Consider the following 18,336-nt stretch of genomic DNA (forward strand, 5'->3'; position numbering starts at 1 on the left):
GGGGCCCGCCGACGGCAAGCCGCGGGCGCAGGCCCCGGCCGGCGCCCGCGGCTTGCCGGGAGCCGACGCGGCCCCTTCCCCGGGCGGCTCCTCCGGAAGCCCCTTCGGCGAGTCCGGCCCGTTCGGCGGTGCCCGGGCCGCCGGGCACGCGGGCGACCGTGCTGCCGGGAGTGCCCCGCAGGGCGGCGCGCCCGGCGCCTACGCCCCGGCCGGTACCCCCGCCCCGGCAGCGGGGCCCCTCGCCAAGAACGGCAAACCGCTGGTCCTGCGCTTCGTGCTCCCCTCGGGGCCGGGCTCCGAGACATTGCGCGCCACCGGCGGCCGCATCTCCAGGATGCTGGCGGGGATCGGCGTACGCACAAAGACCGTGAAGGTCCCCGACGACAGTTTCTTCACGGACCACATCGCGAACGGCGACTTCGACCTCGCCCTGTATGCGTGGCCCGCCACCGCCTACCCGGCCACCGACGCCCGCCCCATCCACGTCAAGCCGAAGCCGGCCCCCGACGGCTCGCTGATCATCGAGCAGAACTACACCAGGGTGGGCACCGACCACATCGACCAGCTCTTCGACCAGGCCGTCTCCGAGCTGGACGAGAAGGCCTCGAACGCTCTCCTGAAGAAGGCCGACGCCCGGATCTGGGCCGCCGCAGGATCGATTCCTCTCTTCCAGCGCCCGCAGCTCGTCGCCGCCGGTTCCGATCTCGCCAACGCGGGCGCCTTCGGCCTCGGCACCCCCCGCTACCAGGACATCGGCTTCAGGAAGCCCGGCCTGGGCGGCCCGGCCGCCGGGCGCGGAAAGTGATCCGCACACGCGCGTATCCACCCGGTGAACAGTGGATTCACAGGCCCGTATCCGGCTCAACCGCCTTGCGGTGAAGGCCGAATCGGTACACAGTTGAATCCGCCATTGATCACTACAGCACCCCAGAATGACGACCGCCCGCCGCACCCACGGCGGGCGGTCGCCTTCACGGGCGCGCCCGGCCGGCCTTTCCGCGGGCCCCGCGGGGGCGCCGTCCGGCCCACGCCGCGCGGCCCCGGCCGCGGCTCCCGCCGCGGCCACGTACCATGGGGTGAGGCCGTGGCATGGTCGCCCGGCAAGGCACGCGTAGCGGACCCCGCTCGCGCCAGCCATCCACGATCCCGGGAGAAGTACCGCCAGTATGCCCACGCGCCATGACATCCGTAACGTAGCCATCGTCGCCCACGTCGACCACGGCAAGACCACTCTGGTCGACGCCATGCTCAAGCAGGCCGGCGCCTTCGCCGCGCACCAGCAGGAGCACCTCGACGACCGGATGATGGACTCGAACGACCTGGAGCGTGAGAAGGGCATCACGATCCTGGCGAAGAACACCGCCGTGAAGTACCACCCCAAGGGTGGCGGCGAAGTGATCACGATCAACATCATCGACACCCCCGGCCACGCCGACTTCGGCGGCGAGGTCGAGCGCGGCCTGTCGATGGTCGACGCCGTCGTGCTGCTCGTCGACGCGTCCGAGGGCCCGCTGCCGCAGACCCGCTTCGTGCTGCGCAAGGCACTCCAGGCGCGGCTGCCCGTCATCCTGTGCATCAACAAGACGGACCGCCCCGACTCCCGGATCGACGAGGTCGTCAACGAGACGTACGACCTCTTCCTGGACCTGGACGCGGACGAGGAGCAGATCGAGTTCCCGATCGTCTACGCCTGCGCCCGTGACGGTGTGGCCTCGCTCACCAAGCCGGAGGACGGCACCGTCCCCGCCGACAGCGACAGCCTGGAGCCCTTCTTCTCCACCCTGCTGGAGCACGTCCCGGCCCCTTCCTACGAGGAGGACGCGCCGCTCCAGGCCCACGTCACCAACCTGGACGCCGACAACTTCCTCGGCCGTATCGCGCTGCTCCGGGTCGAGCAGGGCGAGCTGCGCAAGGGTCAGACCGTGGCGTGGATCAAGCGGGACGGCACGATCCAGAACGTGCGCATCACCGAGCTGCTGATGACGGAGGCGCTCACCCGCAAGCCGGCCGAGAAGGCGGGCCCGGGCGACATCTGCGCCGTCGCCGGCATCCCGGACATCACCATCGGCGAGACGCTCGCCGACCCGGAGAACCCGGTGGCGCTGCCGCTGATCACGGTCGACGAGCCGGCCATCTCCATGACCATCGGCACCAACACCTCGCCGCTGGTCGGCCGGGGCGGCACCGGCAAGGGCGCGGACGCCAAGGCGGCCGTCAAGGACCGCAAGGTCACCGCCCGCCAGGTCAAGGACCGTCTCGACCGCGAGCTGATCGGCAATGTCTCGCTGCGCGTCCTGGAGACCGAGCGCCCCGACGCCTGGGAGGTGCAGGGCCGCGGCGAGCTGGCGCTGGCCATCCTCGTCGAGACGATGCGCCGTGAGGGCTACGAGCTGACCGTCGGCAAGCCGCAGGTGGTCACCAAGGAGATCGACGGCAAGGTGCACGAGCCGGTCGAGCGGCTCACCATCGACGTGCCCGAGGAGCACATGGGTGCCGTCACCCAGCTGATGGGCACCCGCAAGGGGCGGATGGACAACATGTCCAACCACGGCTCGGGCTGGGTGCGCCTGGAGTTCGTCGTCCCGTCCCGCGGCCTGATCGGATTCCGGACGGAGTTCCTGACCCAGACCCGCGGCACCGGCATCGCCCACTCCATCCACGAGGGTCACGAGCCCTGGTTCGGCGAGCTCAAGACCCGCAACAACGGCTCGCTCGTCGCGGACCGTTCCGGAGCCGTCACCGCCTTCGCGATGACCAACCTCCAGGAGCGCGGCGTCCTCTTCGTGGAGCCGGGCACCGAGGTGTACGAGGGCATGATCGTCGGTGAGAACTCCCGCTCCGACGACATGGACGTCAACATCACCAAGGAGAAGAAGCTCACCAACATGCGGTCCTCGACGGCCGACGTCGCCGAGTCGATCGTCCCGCCGCGCAAGCTGTCGCTGGAGCAGTCCCTGGAGTTCTGCCGCGACGACGAGTGCGTCGAGGTGACTCCGGAGGCCGTGCGCATCCGCAAGGTCAACCTGGACGCCCGGGAGCGCGCCCGCGCCGCCTCGCGCGCCAAGCACGGCTGATCCGCCGCGCCTTCGGGCGTGCGACGATCCGGGCCCGTCCCCTCCGGGGGCGGGCCCGCGCGCGTTCGCGGACCGTTGCCCCGGACCGTTGCCCCGGACCTGGGTTGTTCCGCCGACGAGTCGGGTATGCCGGTGGTCGGACCGGCCCCCGCCGTGTTCCACGGAGAGTGACCATTCACATGGTCAGGTGTGTGACGTTCTGTCAAGCCATTTCTTGATCCATAGCGTCCGGATATCGACCATCCCTCACCGGAAGTTGTGTTAACGGTCCGTTTCGGCCGTGTCTGTCTATGCTCAGTTTGCCCGGATTTCGGGTCTACTCGGGTGGATGATGTGACCAAAACGAGACCCCTTAAGTGTGGTTTACGGCTCGGCGTTACTTAATAGTTGGGTCCGTTGAGCTCGGGTCAATGGGTCACGCGCTGTGGGGAGCGCCGGCTCACGAGCCGCACTCGGGGCATGTCATCTCCGCCGTCAGGGGTGTCGGCGGGGATTCCTTGTGCCCCCCATGTAGTGATCAGTGGACTCATGAGGAGGAACCCATGCGTGGTGCCAAGAGCGCCAAGTGGGTCGCGGGGGCAATCGTCGTCGCGCTGGCCGCGACCGCCTGCGGCGGCAGTGACGGTGACAAGGAATCGGCGTCGAAGGACAAGGGCGCGCTCACGGGCTATGTGTCGATCGACGTCGGCGAGCCGCAGAAGCCGCTGATCCCGGCGGACACCAACGAGAGCAACGGCTCGTACGTCATCCAGTCCCTGTTCACGCAGCTGCTGGACTTCGACGCCAAGGGCGAGATCGTCTACACGAACGCCGAGTCCGTCACCAGCGAGGACTCCAAGACCTGGACGGTCAAGCTCAAGGACGGCTGGAAGTTCCACAACGGCGAGGCCGTCACCGCGCAGTCGTACGTCGACGCCTGGAACTGGTACGCGAACATCAAGAACAACCAGCAGAACTCCTTCTGGTTCGCGGACATCGCCGGCTACGACGACGTCCACCCGGAGAAGGGTGACCCGAAGGCCGACAAGATGTCCGGTCTGAAGGTCGTCGACGACACCACCTTCACCATCGAGCTGAAGGACCGCGTCCCCTACTTCAACTACAAGCTGGGCTACGCCACCTTCGCCCCGCTGCCGAAGGTCTTCTACGACGACCCGAAGGCGTTCGGCCAGAAGCCCGTCGGCAACGGCCCTTACACGTTCGAGAAGTGGACCCACAAGAAGCTCATCCAGGTCAAGGCCTGGGACGAGTACAAGGGCCCGAACAAGGCCGTCAACAAGGGCATCCAGTTCAAGAACTACACCACCCTCGAGGCGGCGTACCAGGATGTCGTCTCCGGCAACCTGGACATCATCCGCCAGGTCGGCCCGACGGACCTGCCGAAGTACAAGCAGGACCTCGGTGACGGCGCGATCGAGGAGCCGTACGCGGCCCTCCAGTCGCTGGTCCCGGCCTTCTACTCGAAGCCGTTCAAGGACATCGACCCCAAGGTCATCCAGGGTCTGTCCATGGCGATCGACCGCGACACGATCACCAAGACCGTCCTGAACAACACCCGTACGCCCGCGACGAGCTTCACGCCGCCGCAGGTGAAGGGCAACCAGGACCTGGGTACGGACGTCTTCACCTACGACCCGAAGAAGGCCAAGGCTCTCATCAAGGAGGGCGGCGGCATCCCGGGCAACAAGGTGTGGATCCAGTACAACACCGACGGCGGCCACAAGGAGTGGGTGACCGCGGTCTGCGAGTCCATCCGCAACGCCACCGGAGTCGACTGCGTCGGCGACGCGAAGCCGGACTTCGCGACGGACCTCGAAGCGCGTGACAACGACGAGGTCAAGGGCATGTACCGCGGTGGCTGGGTCGCCGACTACCCGGTCAACGTGAACTTCATCAAGGAGCTCTACCACACCAACGCCGAGTCCAACAACGGTCGCTTCTCCAACAAGAAGATCGACGCGATGATGGCCGAGGGTGACAAGGCGGAGTCCCTGGAGGAGGCCGTGAAGGCCTACCAGGAGGTCGAGAAGAAGCTGCTGGAGGAGATGCCGGCGATCCCGCTGTGGTACTACCGCATCAACGGTGGCCACGGTAAGAGCGTCGACAACGTCAACGTCGACTTCCACGGCGACATCGAGCTGCCGCAGGTCACCGTCAAGTAAGCGAGCCTGCGGGCCACTTCCCCACTCGGCCGTCAGTCCGCCGCCGCCGGTCCCCGACCGGCGGCGGCGGAAGGCCGCGGGGCCGTCCTCCCCCTCGGAGCTTCCCCGCCCTTCGGGTTCCACGAAGGCGCTTGGGCCGCCCGGGGGTGGCAGCGGGACGGCCCCCGGCTGCAGTCACCCCACACGGAGGCACCCATGGGGCGTTATGTCGCACGACGACTGCTCCAGATGATCCCGGTGTTCATCGGGTCAACCTTGCTGATCTTTCTCATGATGTACGCACTGCCCGGTGATCCCGTAAGGGCGCTCATGGGAGATCAGGCGTTCGATCCGACCGTGGTCGCGAGCATCAGGCACGACCTCGGACTCGATCTGCCGATCTGGCAGCAGTACGTGAATTACCTGGGCGGGCTGTTCCAGGGTGATTTCGGCACCGAGATCGCGAGCCAGCGTCCCGTCGCGGACATCATCGCCGAGGCGTTCCCGGTCACGATCCGCCTCACCCTCTTCGCGTTCACCTTCACGGTGCTGGTCGGCATCGGCCTCGGCATCGTCGCCGGACTTCGCCCGGACTCCGTCCGGGACCGCGGACTGCTGACCCTCACCCTGGTGCTGATCTCCATGCCCTCCTTCGTGCTGGGCTACCTGATGCAGTACATCTTCGCGTTCCAGCTCCAGATCACGACGCCGACCGTGCAGGACTCCGAGAACATCGGCGACCTCTTCCTGCCCGCCGTCGTCCTGGGCTCCCTCTCCCTGGCGTACGTGGCCCGGCTCACCCGCACGTCGATGGCGGAGAACCTGAGGGCCGACTACATGCGCACAGCGGTGGCCAAGGGGCTGCCGCGCGGCAGGATCGTCGGCGTCCACCTGATGCGCAACTCCCTGATCCCCGTCGTCACCTTCCTCGGCACCGACATCGGCAACCTGATGACCGGCGCCATCGTGACCGAGGGCATCTTCAACGTTCAGGGCGTCGGCAACGCGATCTTCGTGGCCCTGAGCCGCAGGGAAGGCGCCACGGTCGTGGGCATCGCCTCACTGATCGTGATCGTCTACCTCCTCACCAGCCTGCTCGTCGACCTGCTTTACGCGGTCCTGGACCCGAGGATCCGGTATGCCTGAGAAGACCGCCGACAAGGTCGAGACGGCCATCGCGACCGACCCGGCTCCGGACGCCGCCCTCGACGCGGCGACCGCATCGGCGAAGCCGCGCAGCCTCTGGTCCGACGCCTGGCACGACCTGCGCCGCAACCCGCTCTTCCTGGTCTCGGCCGTGCTGATCCTGCTGCTGCTCGTCATCGCGATCGCACCGGGCCTGTTCACCAGCGCCTCGCCGCGCGACGCCGATCTGGCCAAGCACTACCTCCAGCACCCGAACTGGGGCCACTTCTTCGCTCCCGACTGGCTCGGGTACGACGGCCAGGGGCGCTCCATCTACGCCCGCATCATCTACGGGGCCCGCGCCTCGATCATGGTGGGCGTCGGTGTCACACTCCTGGTGGCCGTCCTCGGCACCGCGGTCGGCATGCTCGCCGGCTACTTCGGCGGCTGGCTCGACAGCCTGCTCTCCCGCCTGACCGACGTCTTCATGGGCATCCCGTACCTGCTCGGTGCGCTGGTCATCCTCACCACCTTCGAGGAGCGCAGCGTCTGGGTCGTCATGCTGGCCATGGCCTTCCTCGGCTGGACGCAGATCGCCCGTGTCGCCCGCGGCTCCGTGATCACCATCAAGCAGGCCGACTACGTGGTCGCCGCGAAGGCGCTCGGCGCCTCCACCACGCGCATCCTGCTGAAGCACATCCTGCCCAACGCGCTCGCCCCGATCATCGTCGTGGCGACCATCGCGCTCGGCGGTTACATCGCGGCCGAGGCCACCCTGTCCTTCCTCGGTGTCGGTCTCGCCGAACCCACGGTGTCCTGGGGCGTCGACGTCTCCACGGGGCGTCAGCAACTGCGCAACGCGCCGTACGTACTGATCGTCCCCTCCGTCATGGTCTCGATCACGGTGCTCTCGTTCCTCATGTTCGGCGATGCGGTACGCAACGCCCTCGACCCCAAGCTGCGCTGAGGGAGGCGTACGTGACCAGCATCGACAAAACGGTCGGCAAGGTGTCCGACGTTCCCGCGCCGCGCCGGGGCGACGACTTCGAGGGCCCGCTCCTCGAAGTCCGAGACCTGCACGTGGAGTTCAAGACCCGGGACGGGGTCGCCAAGGCCGTCAACGGTGTCAACTACACCGTCAGCGCCGGTGAGACGCTCGCCGTGCTCGGCGAGTCCGGCTCCGGCAAGTCCGTGACCGCGCAGGCGATCATGGGCATTCTCGACATGCCGCCGGGGCGGATCCCCAAGGGGGAGATCTTCTTCCGCGGCGAGGACATGCTGAAGATGTCCGACGAGGAGCGGCGCAAGATCCGCGGCCGGAAGATCGCGATGATCTTCCAGGACGCTCTGTCCTCCCTCAACCCGGTGCTCTCCGTGGGATACCAGCTCGGCGAGATGTTCCGGGTCCACCAGGGCCTGTCCAAGAAGGACGCCAGGGCCAGGGCCATCGAGCTGATGGACCGGGTCCGCATCCCGGCCGCGCGGGAGCGGGTGGGGGACTACCCGCACCAGTTCTCCGGCGGTATGCGCCAGCGCATCATGATCGCGATGGCGCTGGCCCTGGAGCCCGACCTGATCATCGCCGACGAGCCGACCACGGCCCTCGACGTGACGGTGCAGGCCCAGGTCATGGACCTGCTCGCGGAGCTCCAGCGCGAGTACCACATGGGCCTGATCCTGATCACCCACGACCTCGGCGTCGTGGCGGACGTCGCCGACAAGATCGCGGTGATGTACGCGGGCCGGATCGTGGAGACCTCGCCGGTGCACGAGCTGTACAAGCGGCCCGCGCACCCCTACACCCGCGGCCTGCTGGACTCCATCCCGCGCCTGGACCAGAAGGGCCAGGAGCTGTACGCGATCAAGGGCCTGCCGCCCAACCTGACCCGCATCCCGTCCGGCTGTGCCTTCAACCCGCGCTGCCCCAAGGCGCAGGACATCTGCCGTACGGACATTCCGCCGCTGCTCCCCGTCACCGAGCGGGACGGCGGCGAGCTGGTCGGCCGCGGCAGCGCGTGCCACTTCTGGAAGGAGACGATCCATGGCTGAGCTGGACAAGACGGGCGAGCAGCCGCAGGCCGCCGTGGACGAGACTCCCAACGTCACCGAGGTGGAAGTCGTCGACGCCCACTCCGAGACGGAGGCGGTCGCCGCCATCGAGGCACCCGTCGAGCGCGGAGAGCCGATCCTCCAGGTGCGCAACCTGGTCAAGCACTTCCCGCTGACCCAGGGCATCCTCTTCAAGAAGCAGATCGGCGCGGTCAAGGCCGTGGACGGGGTCTCCTTCGACCTCTACCAGGGCGAGACCCTCGGCATCGTCGGCGAGTCCGGCTGCGGCAAGTCGACCGTGGCCAAGCTGCTGATGATGCTGGAGACGGCCACCGCGGGCGAGATCTTCTACAAGGGCCAGGACATCACCAGGCTGTCCGGGCGGGCGCTGAAGGCCGTGCGCCGGAACATCCAGATGGTGTTCCAGGACCCGTACACCTCGCTGAACCCGCGTATGACGGTCGGCGACATCATCGGCGAGACCTTCGAGATCCATCCGGAGGTGGCGCCGAAGGGTGACCGGCGGCGCCGGGTGCAGGAGCTGCTGGACGTCGTCGGGCTGAACCCGGAGTACATCAACCGCTATCCGCACCAGTTCTCCGGTGGTCAGCGTCAGCGCATCGGTATCGCCCGGGGTCTCGCGCTGAACCCGGAGATCATCATCTGCGACGAGCCGGTGTCGGCGCTGGACGTCTCCGTCCAGGCGCAGGTCATCAACCTGATGGAGAAGCTGCAGGACGAGTTCAACCTCTCCTACATCTTCATCGCGCACGACCTGTCGATCGTCCGGCACATCTCCGACCGGGTCGGTGTGATGTACCTGGGCAAGATCGCCGAGATCGGCACGGACGCCCAGATCTACGACCACCCGACGCACCCCTACACCCAGGCGCTGCTGTCGGCGGTTCCGGTGCCCGACCCGGAGGCCCGGGAGGGCCGGGAGCGGATCATTCTCACCGGTGACGTCCCGTCCCCGGCCAACCCGCCCTCGGGCTGCCGCTTCCGCACCCGCTGCTGGAAGGCCCAGGACAAGTGCGCCCAGGAGGTGCCGCTGCTGGCCGTGCCCGAGCGTTTCGCGACCTCGGACACGCCGGCGGCGCACGAGTCGGCCTGCCACTTCGCCGAGGAGAAGGACGTGGTCCACGCGGCCTGACGCACACGCCGCACGGCCCTCACAGGCACGCAGTCGTCACAGGCGCCCGGTCCCCGAAAGGGGCCGGGCGCCTCGCGCGTACGGGGCCGGGAAAAACCCGTTGCGGCGGCCTCGCCGCCACCCGACGCTGGGCCGCATGGCTTACTCCCTGCGCCCCGTGACCCTTGCCGACGCACCGGCCGTCACGGCGCTGCTCAACGAGATCGACCGGATCGAGATCGGGCGTCCCGAGACCGAGCTGCACAGCGTCGAGTCCGAGCTCAAGCACCCCGAGGTCGACCTGGAGAAGGACTCCTGGCTCGTCGTCGAGGACGGCCGGCCGGTGGCCTACGGGCTGCTGTGGGACGAGTCGGGCGGCGAGCGGATCGACGTCGACCACTACGTGCTGCCGGACCACCAGGAGGCCGGCGAGCTGGTCTTCGCGCGGATGGAGGCCAGGGCGCTGGCCAGGGCGAGGGGGAACGGCGCGGAGCGGGCCGTGGTGCACCTCCACCTGAACTCCGAGCCGACGCTGGACACGGCGCTGATCGAACGGCGCGGCTGGTCGACCGTGCGCAGGTACCACGTGCTGCGGCGGTCCCTGGACCCGGCGCGGGACCTGCCGCCCAGGCCGCCCGCCGGGGTGCGGATACGGTCCTGCACGGCCGAGGCGGACCGCCACCGGGCGCACGAGCTGTACCAGGACAGCTTCGCCGGGCACTTCGACTTCCAGCCGCGCGGCTACGAGCAGTGGCTGCACGACGTCGGCACGGACGGGCTCGACTGGTCCCTCGTGTGGATCGCCTCCACCGCGGACCTCGGGGACGTGGGGATGCTGCTGGCCCGCGACGACCGCGAGGCGATGGGCTGGATCCGCAGCATCGGCGTACGGGAGCCGGCGCGCGGCCGGGGCATCGGCGGTTTCCTGCTGCGGCACGCCTTCGCCGCCTTCGCCGAGCGGGGCAGGGACACCGTCGGCCTCGGCGTGGACACCGCCAATGCCACCGGGGCGCCCCTGCTGTACGAGCGCAACGGGTTGACGGTCCATTACGCCGTGGACACCTGGGAGACCGTACTGCTGTGAACCCGGTGCGGTTCCGCGGCGGATGCGTACTGCGGTCGGGGGGTATTCACCAGCAGCCGTGACGCGGGTGCGGGCTGACGGCGCATGAGGTGATATTCGGGTCTTAGTAGTTATTTGGCCTGAATGGGAGGAACTCCATGCGCGGAGCCACGCACGCCAAGTGGGCCGCATGCGCGACGGCCGTCGTCCTCACGGCGGCCGCCTGCGGCGGCGGGGACGGCGGCGGCAGCGGTGGCGGCTCCGCGGTACTGAGCTCCTCCTGGGGCGACCCGCAGAACCCCCTGGAGCCGTCGAACACCAACGAGGTGCAGGGCGGCAAGGTCCTCGACATGATCTTCCGGGGGCTGAAGAAGTACGACCCCAGGACGGGCGAGGCCCGGAACATGCTCGCCGAGAGGATCGAGACCAGCGACTCCGTCGACTTCACCATCACCGTCAAGGACGGCTGGACCTTCTCCAACGGCGAGAAGGTCACCGCGAAGTCCTTCGTCGACGCCTGGAACTACGGCGCCGCCCTGAAGAACAACCAGCGCAACGCCTACTTCTTCTCCTACATCGAAGGCTATGACGAGGTCCACCCGGAGTCCGGCGAGCAGAGGGCCGAGACCCTCTCCGGACTCAGGATCACCGGTGAGCGCACCTTCACCGTCAGGCTCGGCCAGAAGTTCTCGAGCTTCCCCGACACGCTCGGGTACAACGCCTTCGTCCCGCTTCCGCGCGCCTTCTTCGACGACCACGACGCATGGCTGGCCGAGCCCGTCGGCAACGGCCCGTACATCGTGGAGTCGTACCAGAAGGGATCCCGGATGTCCCTGCGGACGCGGGACGACTACCCCGGCGAGGACAAGGCGCGCAACGGCGGCGTGGACCTGAAGGTCTACACCGACAACAACACGGCCTACACCGACCTGCAGGCAGGCAACCTCGACCTGGTCGACGACATCCCGGCCGCCCGGCTGAAGAACGTGGAGGGGGACCTCGGCGACCGCTACATCAACACCCCCGCCGGCATCATCCAGACGCTGTCCTTCCCGTTCTACGACAAGAACTGGAGCAAGGAGGGCATGGACAAGGTCCGCAAGGGCATCTCCCGGGCCATCGACCGCGAGCAGATCACCGAGACCATCTTCCAGCGGACCCGCACCCCCGCGACCGACTGGACCTCGCCCGTGCTCGGCGCCGACGGCGGCTTCAAGGCGGGCCTCTGCGCCCAGTTCTGCGAGTACGACCCTGCCGCCGCGAGGAAGCTCGTCGCGCAGGGCGGCGGACTGCCCGGCGGGAGGATGACCATCACGTACAACGCGGACACCGGCTCCCACCGGGACTGGGTGGACGCGGTCTGCAACAGCATCAACAAGGCGCTCGGCAAGGACAGGGCCTGCGTGGGCAACCCCGTCGGCACCTTCGCGGACTACCGCAACCGGATCCACGGCCTGAAGATGACGGGCCCCTTCCGGGCAGGCTGGCAGATGGACTACCCGCTGATCCAGAACTTCCTCCAGCCGCTCTACTACATGGACGCCTCCTCCAACGACGGCAAATGGTCGAGCCCCGAATTCGACCGGCTCGTCGACGAGGCGAACGCCGAGAGCGACAACGCCGCGGCCATCGAGAAGTTCCAGCGGGCCGAGAAGGTCCTGCGGGACGACATGGGTGCCATCCCGCTCTGGTACCAGAACGGCAGCGCCGGCTACTCCGAGCGGCTGTCCAACGTCGCGCTCAATCCGTTCAGCGTCCCCGTCTACAACGAGATCACGGTCGGCTGAGGCCCCCTACTCCCCGGAGGCGGCCCATGGGGCGCTATGTGGTCCGGCGGGTGCTGCAGATGATCCCGGTCTTCATCGGCACCACCCTGCTGATCTTCCTGATGGTGAATGTGATGGGCGACCCCGTCGCCGGGCTGTGCGGCGACCGGCAGTGCGACCCGGCCACCACCGCACAGCTGCGCAAGGAGTTCGGCCTCGACAAGCCGGTGGGGCGGCAATACCTCACCTACATGGGCCATGTGCTCACCGGCGACTTCGGCACCGCCTTCGACGGCCGGCCGGTCACCGAGCTGATGGGCAGCGCCTTTCCCGTCACCGTCCGGCTCACCACCGTGGCGATCCTCTTCGAGATCGTCATCGGCATCGCGCTCGGCGTGGTCACCGGGCTGCGGCGCGGCCGGCCCGTCGACAGCCTGGTCCTGGTCGTCACCCTCGTCGTCATCGCCGTACCCACCTTCGTCACCGGCCTGCTGCTCCAGCTGCTGCTGGGCGTGGAATGGGGCCTCATCAGGCCCTCCGTCTCACCCGAGGCGGGCTTCGGCGAACTGATCGTGCCCGGCCTCGTCCTCGCCTCGGTATCGCTGGCCTATGTGACCCGGCTGACCAGGACCTCCATCGCGGAGAACCGCCGAGCCGACTACGTCCGCACGGCCGTGGCCAAGGGCCTGCCGAAGGGCCGGGTCGTCCGCAGGCACCTGCTGCGCAACTCGCTGGTCCCGGTGGTCACCTTCATCGGCACGGACATCGGCGCCCTGATGGGCGGGGCGATCGTCACCGAGCGGATCTTCAACATCCACGGCGTCGGCTACCAGCTCTACCAGGGCATCCTGCGGCAGAACAGCCAGACCGTGGTCGGCTTCGTGACGGTCCTGGTGCTGATCTTCCTGCTGGCGAACCTGCTCGTCGATCTCCTGTACGCCGTACTCGACCCGAGGATCCGCTATGCCTGACCAGCCCGAGCCGCGGGACGCGGCGATCCCGCCGACCGGCGCGGGCGGCGCGGCCGGCCTCGCCACGGCCGAGGCGCGGACACCGCGGGACACACGGCGGCCCGGCGACGGCGGCCCGGCGGACGCGCCGCGCAGCCTGTGGTCCGACGCCTGGCGCGACCTGCGCCGCAACCCCGTCTTCATCGTCTCGGCACTGATCATCTCGTTCCTGGTCGTCATCTCGCTGTGGCCCTCCCTGATCACGAGCGGAAACCCGCTCAGCTGCGATCTGTCCAGGGCCCAGGAGGGCTCACGGCCCGGTCACCCCTTCGGCTTCGACGGCCAGGGCTGCGACGTCTACACGAGGACCGTCTACGGGGCCCGGAACTCGGTGGCGGTCGGTGTCTGCGCCACTCTCGGCGTGGCTCTCATCGGCAGCGTGCTCGGCGCCCTCGCCGGTTTCTTCGCCGGGCTGTGGGACTCGGTGCTGTCACGGCTCACCGACGTGTTCTTCGGCATTCCCGTCGTCCTCGGCGGCCTGGTGTTCCTGTCCGTCGTCCCCAGTTCGGGCATCTGGCCCGTCATCGGGTTCATGGTGCTGCTCGGCTGGCCGCAGATCGCCCGTATCGCACGCGGCTCGGTCATCACCGCCAAGCAGAACGACTACGTCCAGGCTGCGCGTGCGCTCGGCGCCTCCCACACCCGGCTCCTGCTGCGGCACATCACGCCGAACGCCGTGGCACCGGTGATCGTCGTGGCGACCATCGCGCTCGGGACGTACATCGCGCTGGAGGCCACCCTGTCCTATCTCGGCGTCGGGCTGAAACCGCCCTCCGTCTCCTGGGGGATCGACCTGTCGGCAGCCTCCCCCTACGTGCGCAACGCCCCGCACATGCTGCTCTGGCCCGCCGGCGCGCTGGCCGTCACCGTGCTCGCGTTCATCATGCTCGGCGACGCGGTCCGCGACGCCCTCGACCCGAAGCTGAGGTGAGCCGCCATGCTGCTCGAAGTCCGCGACCTGCACGTCGAGTTCGGTACCCGTGAAGGGGTTGCCAGGGCGGTCAACGGAGTGTCGTACGCCGTCGACGCGGGGGAGACGCTGGCCGTGCTCGGCGAGTCCGGCTCGGGCAAGTCCGTGACCGCGCAGGCGGTCATGGGCATCCTGGACAGCCCGCCGGGCCGCGTCACGGGCGGGAAGGTCCTGTTCCAGGGCCGGGACCTGCTCGGCCTCGGGGAGGAGGAACGGCGCAGGGTCAGGGGCGCCGACATCGCGATGATCTTCCAGGACGCGCTGTCCTCCCTCAACCCGGTGCTGTCGGTGGGCGAACAGCTCGGAGAGATGTTCACCGTCCACCGCGGAATGCCGAAGAAGGCCGCCAGGGCCAGGGCCGTCGAGCTGATGGAGCGGGTGCGCATCCCGGCCGCGCGGGAGCGGGTGGGGGACTACCCGCACCAGTTCTCCGGCGGTATGCGCCAGCGCATCATGATCGCGATGGCGCTGGCCCTGGAGCCCGCTCTGATCATCGCCGACGAGCCGACCACGGCCCTCGACGTGACGGTGCAGGCCCAGGTCATGGACCTGCTCGCGGAGCTCCAGCGCGAGTACGACATGGGCCTGATCCTGATCACCCACGACCTCGGCGTCGTGGCGGACGTCGCCGACAAGATCGCGGTGATGTACGCGGGCCGGATCGTGGAGACCGCGCCGGTGCATGACGTCTACAAGGCGCCCGCGCACCCGTACACCCGCGGCCTGCTGGACTCCGTGCCGCGCCTGGACCGGAAGGGCCGGGAACTGTACGCGATCAAGGGCCTGCCGCCGAACCCGACGGACATCCCGCCCGGCTGCGCCTTCAGCCCGCGCTGCCCCCTCGCCCGGGACCTGTGCCGCACCGACACGCCACCGCTGTACGAGGTCGACGGGGCCGGCGGAACGGTCCGTCGCAGCGCCTGCCACTTCTGGAAGGAGGTGCTCCGTGGCTGAGACCGTCCTCGAAGTCCGGGACCTGGTCAAGCACTTTCCGCTGACCAGGGGGATCGTCTTCAGGAAGCAGACCGGCGAGGTCAGGGCCGTGGACGGGGTTTCCTTCGGCCTCGCGCGGGGCGAGACCCTCGGCGTCGTCGGCGAGTCCGGCTGCGGGAAGTCCACTCTCGCGAGGCTGCTGGTCAGCCTGGAGCGGCCGACCGCCGGATCGATTCTCTACAAGGGCCAGGACATCACCAGGCTGTCCGGGCGGGCGCTGAAGGCCGTGCGCCGGAACATCCAGATGGTGTTCCAGGACCCGTACACCTCGCTGAACCCGCGTATGACGGTCGGCGACATCATCGGCGAGACCTTCGAGATCCATCCGGAGGTGGCGCCGAAGGGTGACCGGCGGCGCCGGGTGCAGGAGCTGCTGGACGTCGTCGGGCTGAACCCGGAGTACATCAACCGCTATCCGCACCAGTTCTCCGGTGGTCAGCGTCAGCGCATCGGTATCGCCCGGGGTCTCGCGCTGAACCCGGAGATCATCATCTGCGACGAGCCGGTGTCGGCGCTGGACGTCTCCGTCCAGGCGCAGGTCATCAACCTGATGGAGAAGCTGCAGGACGAGTTCAACCTCTCCTACATCTTCATCGCGCACGACCTGTCGATCGTCCGGCACATCTCCGACCGGGTCGGTGTGATGTACCTGGGCAAGATCGCCGAGATCGGCACGGACGCCCAGATCTACGACCACCCGACGCACCCCTACACCCAGGCGCTGCTGTCGGCGGTTCCGGTGCCCGACCCGGAGGCCCGGGAGGGCCGGGAGCGGATCATTCTCACCGGTGACGTCCCGTCCCCGGCCAACCCGCCCTCGGGCTGCCGCTTCCGCACCCGCTGCTGGAAGGCCCAGGACAAGTGCGCCCAGGAGGTGCCGCTGCTGGCCGTGCCCGAGCGTTTCGCGACCTCGGACACGCCGGCGGCGCACGAGTCGGCCTGCCACTTCGCCGAGGAGCGGCCGGTGGTGCCCGCCGCGGGCGTAGCCGTCGTGTCGTCGTCGGCGGCGGTGCTGACGAAGGCTCAGCGGGCGGGCACGGCCTTGGCGCCGGACACCGAGGACTGAGCCCTCGCTTGTCCCTCGTCGAGTGACATGTCGCGACTTTTGCCGATCAACTCGTTAACACGCAGGCAACTTGACCGACGCAACACCGATATACGGACGCGTCACGCTGAACAGCGTACGGCCGTGCGGGTGCCGTAGACCGGCCGGGGCGCGCCATGTCGCCCCGGCCGGTTCTCTTTCCTCCGCCGGGTTCCACCACGGGTGGTCCCGGGTGGTCCCCTGCGGCGGCCCGGGGGCCTAAGCCATTCCCAGCGACCGCTTGAGGAAGTCCGCCTGGAGCAGCAGCAGGTTCTCCGCGACCTGCTCCTGCGGCGTCATGTGCGTGACCCCCGACAACGGCAGCACCTCGTGCGGACGCCCGGCGGACAGGAGGGCGGAGGACAGCCGCAGCGTGTGCGCGACCACCACATTGTCGTCGGCCAGCCCGTGCACGATCATCATCGGGCGCTTCAGCTCCGCCGCTCCCGGCAGCCCGGCCTCCGTCACCAGCGAGTTCTCCTCGTACAAGTGCGGCTGCTCCGCCGGGTGACCCAGATAGCGCTCCATGTAGTGCGTGTCGTACAGCCGCAGATCGGTGACCGGAGCCCCGAGGATGCCCGCGTGGAAGACGTCCGGGCGGCGCAGCACGGCGAGACCTGCCAGGTAGCCGCCGAAGGACCAGCCGCGGATGGCGACCCGGGACAGATCCAGCGGGAAGCCCTGCTCGGCGAGCGCGTGCAGCGCGTCGATCTGGTCCTCCAGAACCACCCGCGCCAGGTCGTTCTTGATCGCCTTCTCCCAGGACGGGCTGCGGCCCGGCGTGCCGCGCCCGTCCGCCACGACCACCGCGAACCCCTGCTCGGCGAACCACTGGGACGTGAGGTGCGGATTGTGCGCTGCGAGCACGCGCTGCCCGTGCGGACCGCCGTACGGATCCATCAGGACGGGAAGCGGACCGTCATCCTCCCGGTAGGTGGAGGGCAGCATCACGGCGCACGGAATGCGCCGTGCGCCCCCTTCGGCAAGCCGTACCCGCGCCGTCAGCACCGGCCGTTCCGCGCAACTGGCGATCGTCGCCACCTGCTCGCCGTCCCGCAGCACCCGAACGGTCGCGCCGCTGTGCGCGGTCGACGTCGAGGACAGCACGGTGACACCCCCGCAGCGGACCGCGGAGTGGACCCCCTCGCCTTCGGAAATCCGCTCCAGGCCCAGCTCGTTGACCCGGTAGACATGGATCTGCCCGATCCCCGCCCCGGCCGCCCCGGCGCCCGCGGAGGCGGACACCAGAATGTCGTTCACCCCGACGTCCAGCACCGCTCGCAGGTGCAACTGCGAGCCCGTCAGCGGCCGGTCGCCCACCGCGAGCACCCGCGCCCCGCCCTCGTCGGCGATACGCACCAGCCGCCCGTCCGGCGTCCACGCCGGCACCCCGTGGTGCAGCTCCAGCCACGCCGGGTCCTCGTCGGCATGCAGCAGACGGGTCTGCCCGGACTCGGTGTCCACCGTCAGGTACAGCTGCGACCGCTGGTCGCGGGACTGCACGAGCAGCAGCGGCGGACCGTCGGCCGTCCAGTGCACCCGGGCCAGATACGGGTAACGGGCGCGGTCCCAGGCGATGTCGACGCGTGAGCCGTCCAGACCGAGCAGGCACAGCCGCACATCCGCGTTGGGCGTTCCGGCCGCCGGGTACGCGACCCGGGCCGGCTCCCGTTCCGGACGGGCCGGGTCGGAGATCCACCAGTGCCGGACCGGCGACTCGTCGACCCGCGCCACCAGCAGCCGCGTCGAGTCCGGCGACCACCAGTGGCCGCGGGAGCGTGACATCTCCTCCGCCGCGACGAACTCCGCGAGCCCGTACGTCACCTGCCCCGACTCGGGCTGCGCCAGCGGCCGGTCACCGTCGCCGTCGGCGCCCACGACCCGCAGGGCGCCCCCGGCGACGTACGCGACATGACGGCCGTCGGGGGA

The 18,336-nt window shown here is 69.0% G+C and carries 12 protein-coding genes and 2 pseudogenes; 13 read left to right on the top strand and 1 reads right to left on the bottom strand.

Annotation, left to right across the window (positions count from 1 at the left end; genetic code table 11):
• The 13 genes and pseudogenes from GUY61_RS18250 to GUY61_RS18310 all read left to right on the top strand — a co-directional run.
• A pseudogene (locus tag GUY61_RS18250) lies at positions 1-805 on the top strand (ABC transporter family substrate-binding protein); the annotation flags it as partial.
• 361 nt (positions 806-1,166) lie between these two features.
• A complete protein-coding gene (gene typA, locus GUY61_RS18255) occupies positions 1,167-3,074 on the top strand; it encodes a translational GTPase TypA (RefSeq protein WP_166631253.1) in 1,908 nt (635 codons plus the stop codon).
• A gap of 542 nt (positions 3,075-3,616) precedes the next feature.
• Complete coding sequence (locus tag GUY61_RS18260; RefSeq protein WP_166631254.1) at positions 3,617-5,236, top strand: ABC transporter substrate-binding protein; 1,620 nt, start codon at positions 3,617-3,619, stop codon at positions 5,234-5,236.
• A gap of 195 nt (positions 5,237-5,431) precedes the next feature.
• Positions 5,432-6,361, top strand: coding sequence for an ABC transporter permease (locus GUY61_RS18265; RefSeq protein WP_166631255.1), 930 nt, complete (start codon positions 5,432-5,434; stop codon positions 6,359-6,361).
• Complete coding sequence (locus GUY61_RS18270; RefSeq protein ID WP_166631256.1) at positions 6,354-7,307, top strand: ABC transporter permease; 954 nt, start codon at positions 6,354-6,356, stop codon at positions 7,305-7,307. Before GUY61_RS18265 ends, GUY61_RS18270 begins: the two co-directional genes overlap by 8 nt.
• Positions 7,308-7,318: 11 nt before the next feature.
• Positions 7,319-8,389: an ABC transporter ATP-binding protein gene (locus GUY61_RS18275; RefSeq protein ID WP_166631257.1), complete on the top strand. Its 1,071-nt coding sequence runs from the start codon at positions 7,319-7,321 to the stop codon at positions 8,387-8,389.
• Positions 8,382-9,542 (top strand): ABC transporter ATP-binding protein, encoded by a 1,161-nt coding sequence (locus GUY61_RS18280; RefSeq protein ID WP_166631258.1) that lies wholly within the window; start codon positions 8,382-8,384, stop codon positions 9,540-9,542. Before GUY61_RS18275 ends, GUY61_RS18280 begins: the two co-directional genes overlap by 8 nt.
• 136 nt (positions 9,543-9,678) lie before the next feature.
• Positions 9,679-10,605, top strand: coding sequence for a GNAT family N-acetyltransferase (locus GUY61_RS18285; protein WP_166631259.1), 927 nt, complete (start codon positions 9,679-9,681; stop codon positions 10,603-10,605).
• Between the two features lie 137 nt (positions 10,606-10,742).
• A complete protein-coding gene (locus GUY61_RS18290) occupies positions 10,743-12,371 on the top strand; it encodes an ABC transporter substrate-binding protein (protein ID WP_166631260.1) in 1,629 nt (542 codons plus the stop codon).
• A 26-nt stretch (positions 12,372-12,397) separates the two neighbouring features.
• Positions 12,398-13,321, top strand: coding sequence for an ABC transporter permease (locus tag GUY61_RS18295; protein ID WP_166631261.1), 924 nt, complete (start codon positions 12,398-12,400; stop codon positions 13,319-13,321).
• Complete coding sequence (locus tag GUY61_RS18300; RefSeq protein ID WP_166631262.1) at positions 13,314-14,291, top strand: ABC transporter permease; 978 nt, start codon at positions 13,314-13,316, stop codon at positions 14,289-14,291. Before GUY61_RS18295 ends, GUY61_RS18300 begins: the two co-directional genes overlap by 8 nt.
• Positions 14,292-14,297: 6 nt before the next feature.
• A complete protein-coding gene (locus GUY61_RS18305) occupies positions 14,298-15,284 on the top strand; it encodes an ABC transporter ATP-binding protein (RefSeq protein ID WP_166631263.1) in 987 nt (328 codons plus the stop codon).
• Positions 15,277-16,302, top strand: a pseudogene (locus GUY61_RS18310) (ABC transporter ATP-binding protein); the annotation flags it as partial. The gene GUY61_RS18305 and the pseudogene GUY61_RS18310, both read left to right, overlap by 8 nt.
• A 324-nt stretch (positions 16,303-16,626) precedes the next feature.
• Here GUY61_RS18310 and GUY61_RS18315 read toward each other — a convergent pair.
• A partial coding sequence (locus GUY61_RS18315) for a S9 family peptidase (protein ID WP_166631265.1) occupies positions 16,627-18,336 on the bottom strand: 1,710 nt, incomplete at its 5' end.

This window comes from Streptomyces sp. GC420 (genome assembly GCF_009916105.1).
Classification (GTDB): Bacteria; Actinomycetota; Actinomycetes; order Streptomycetales; family Streptomycetaceae; genus Streptomyces.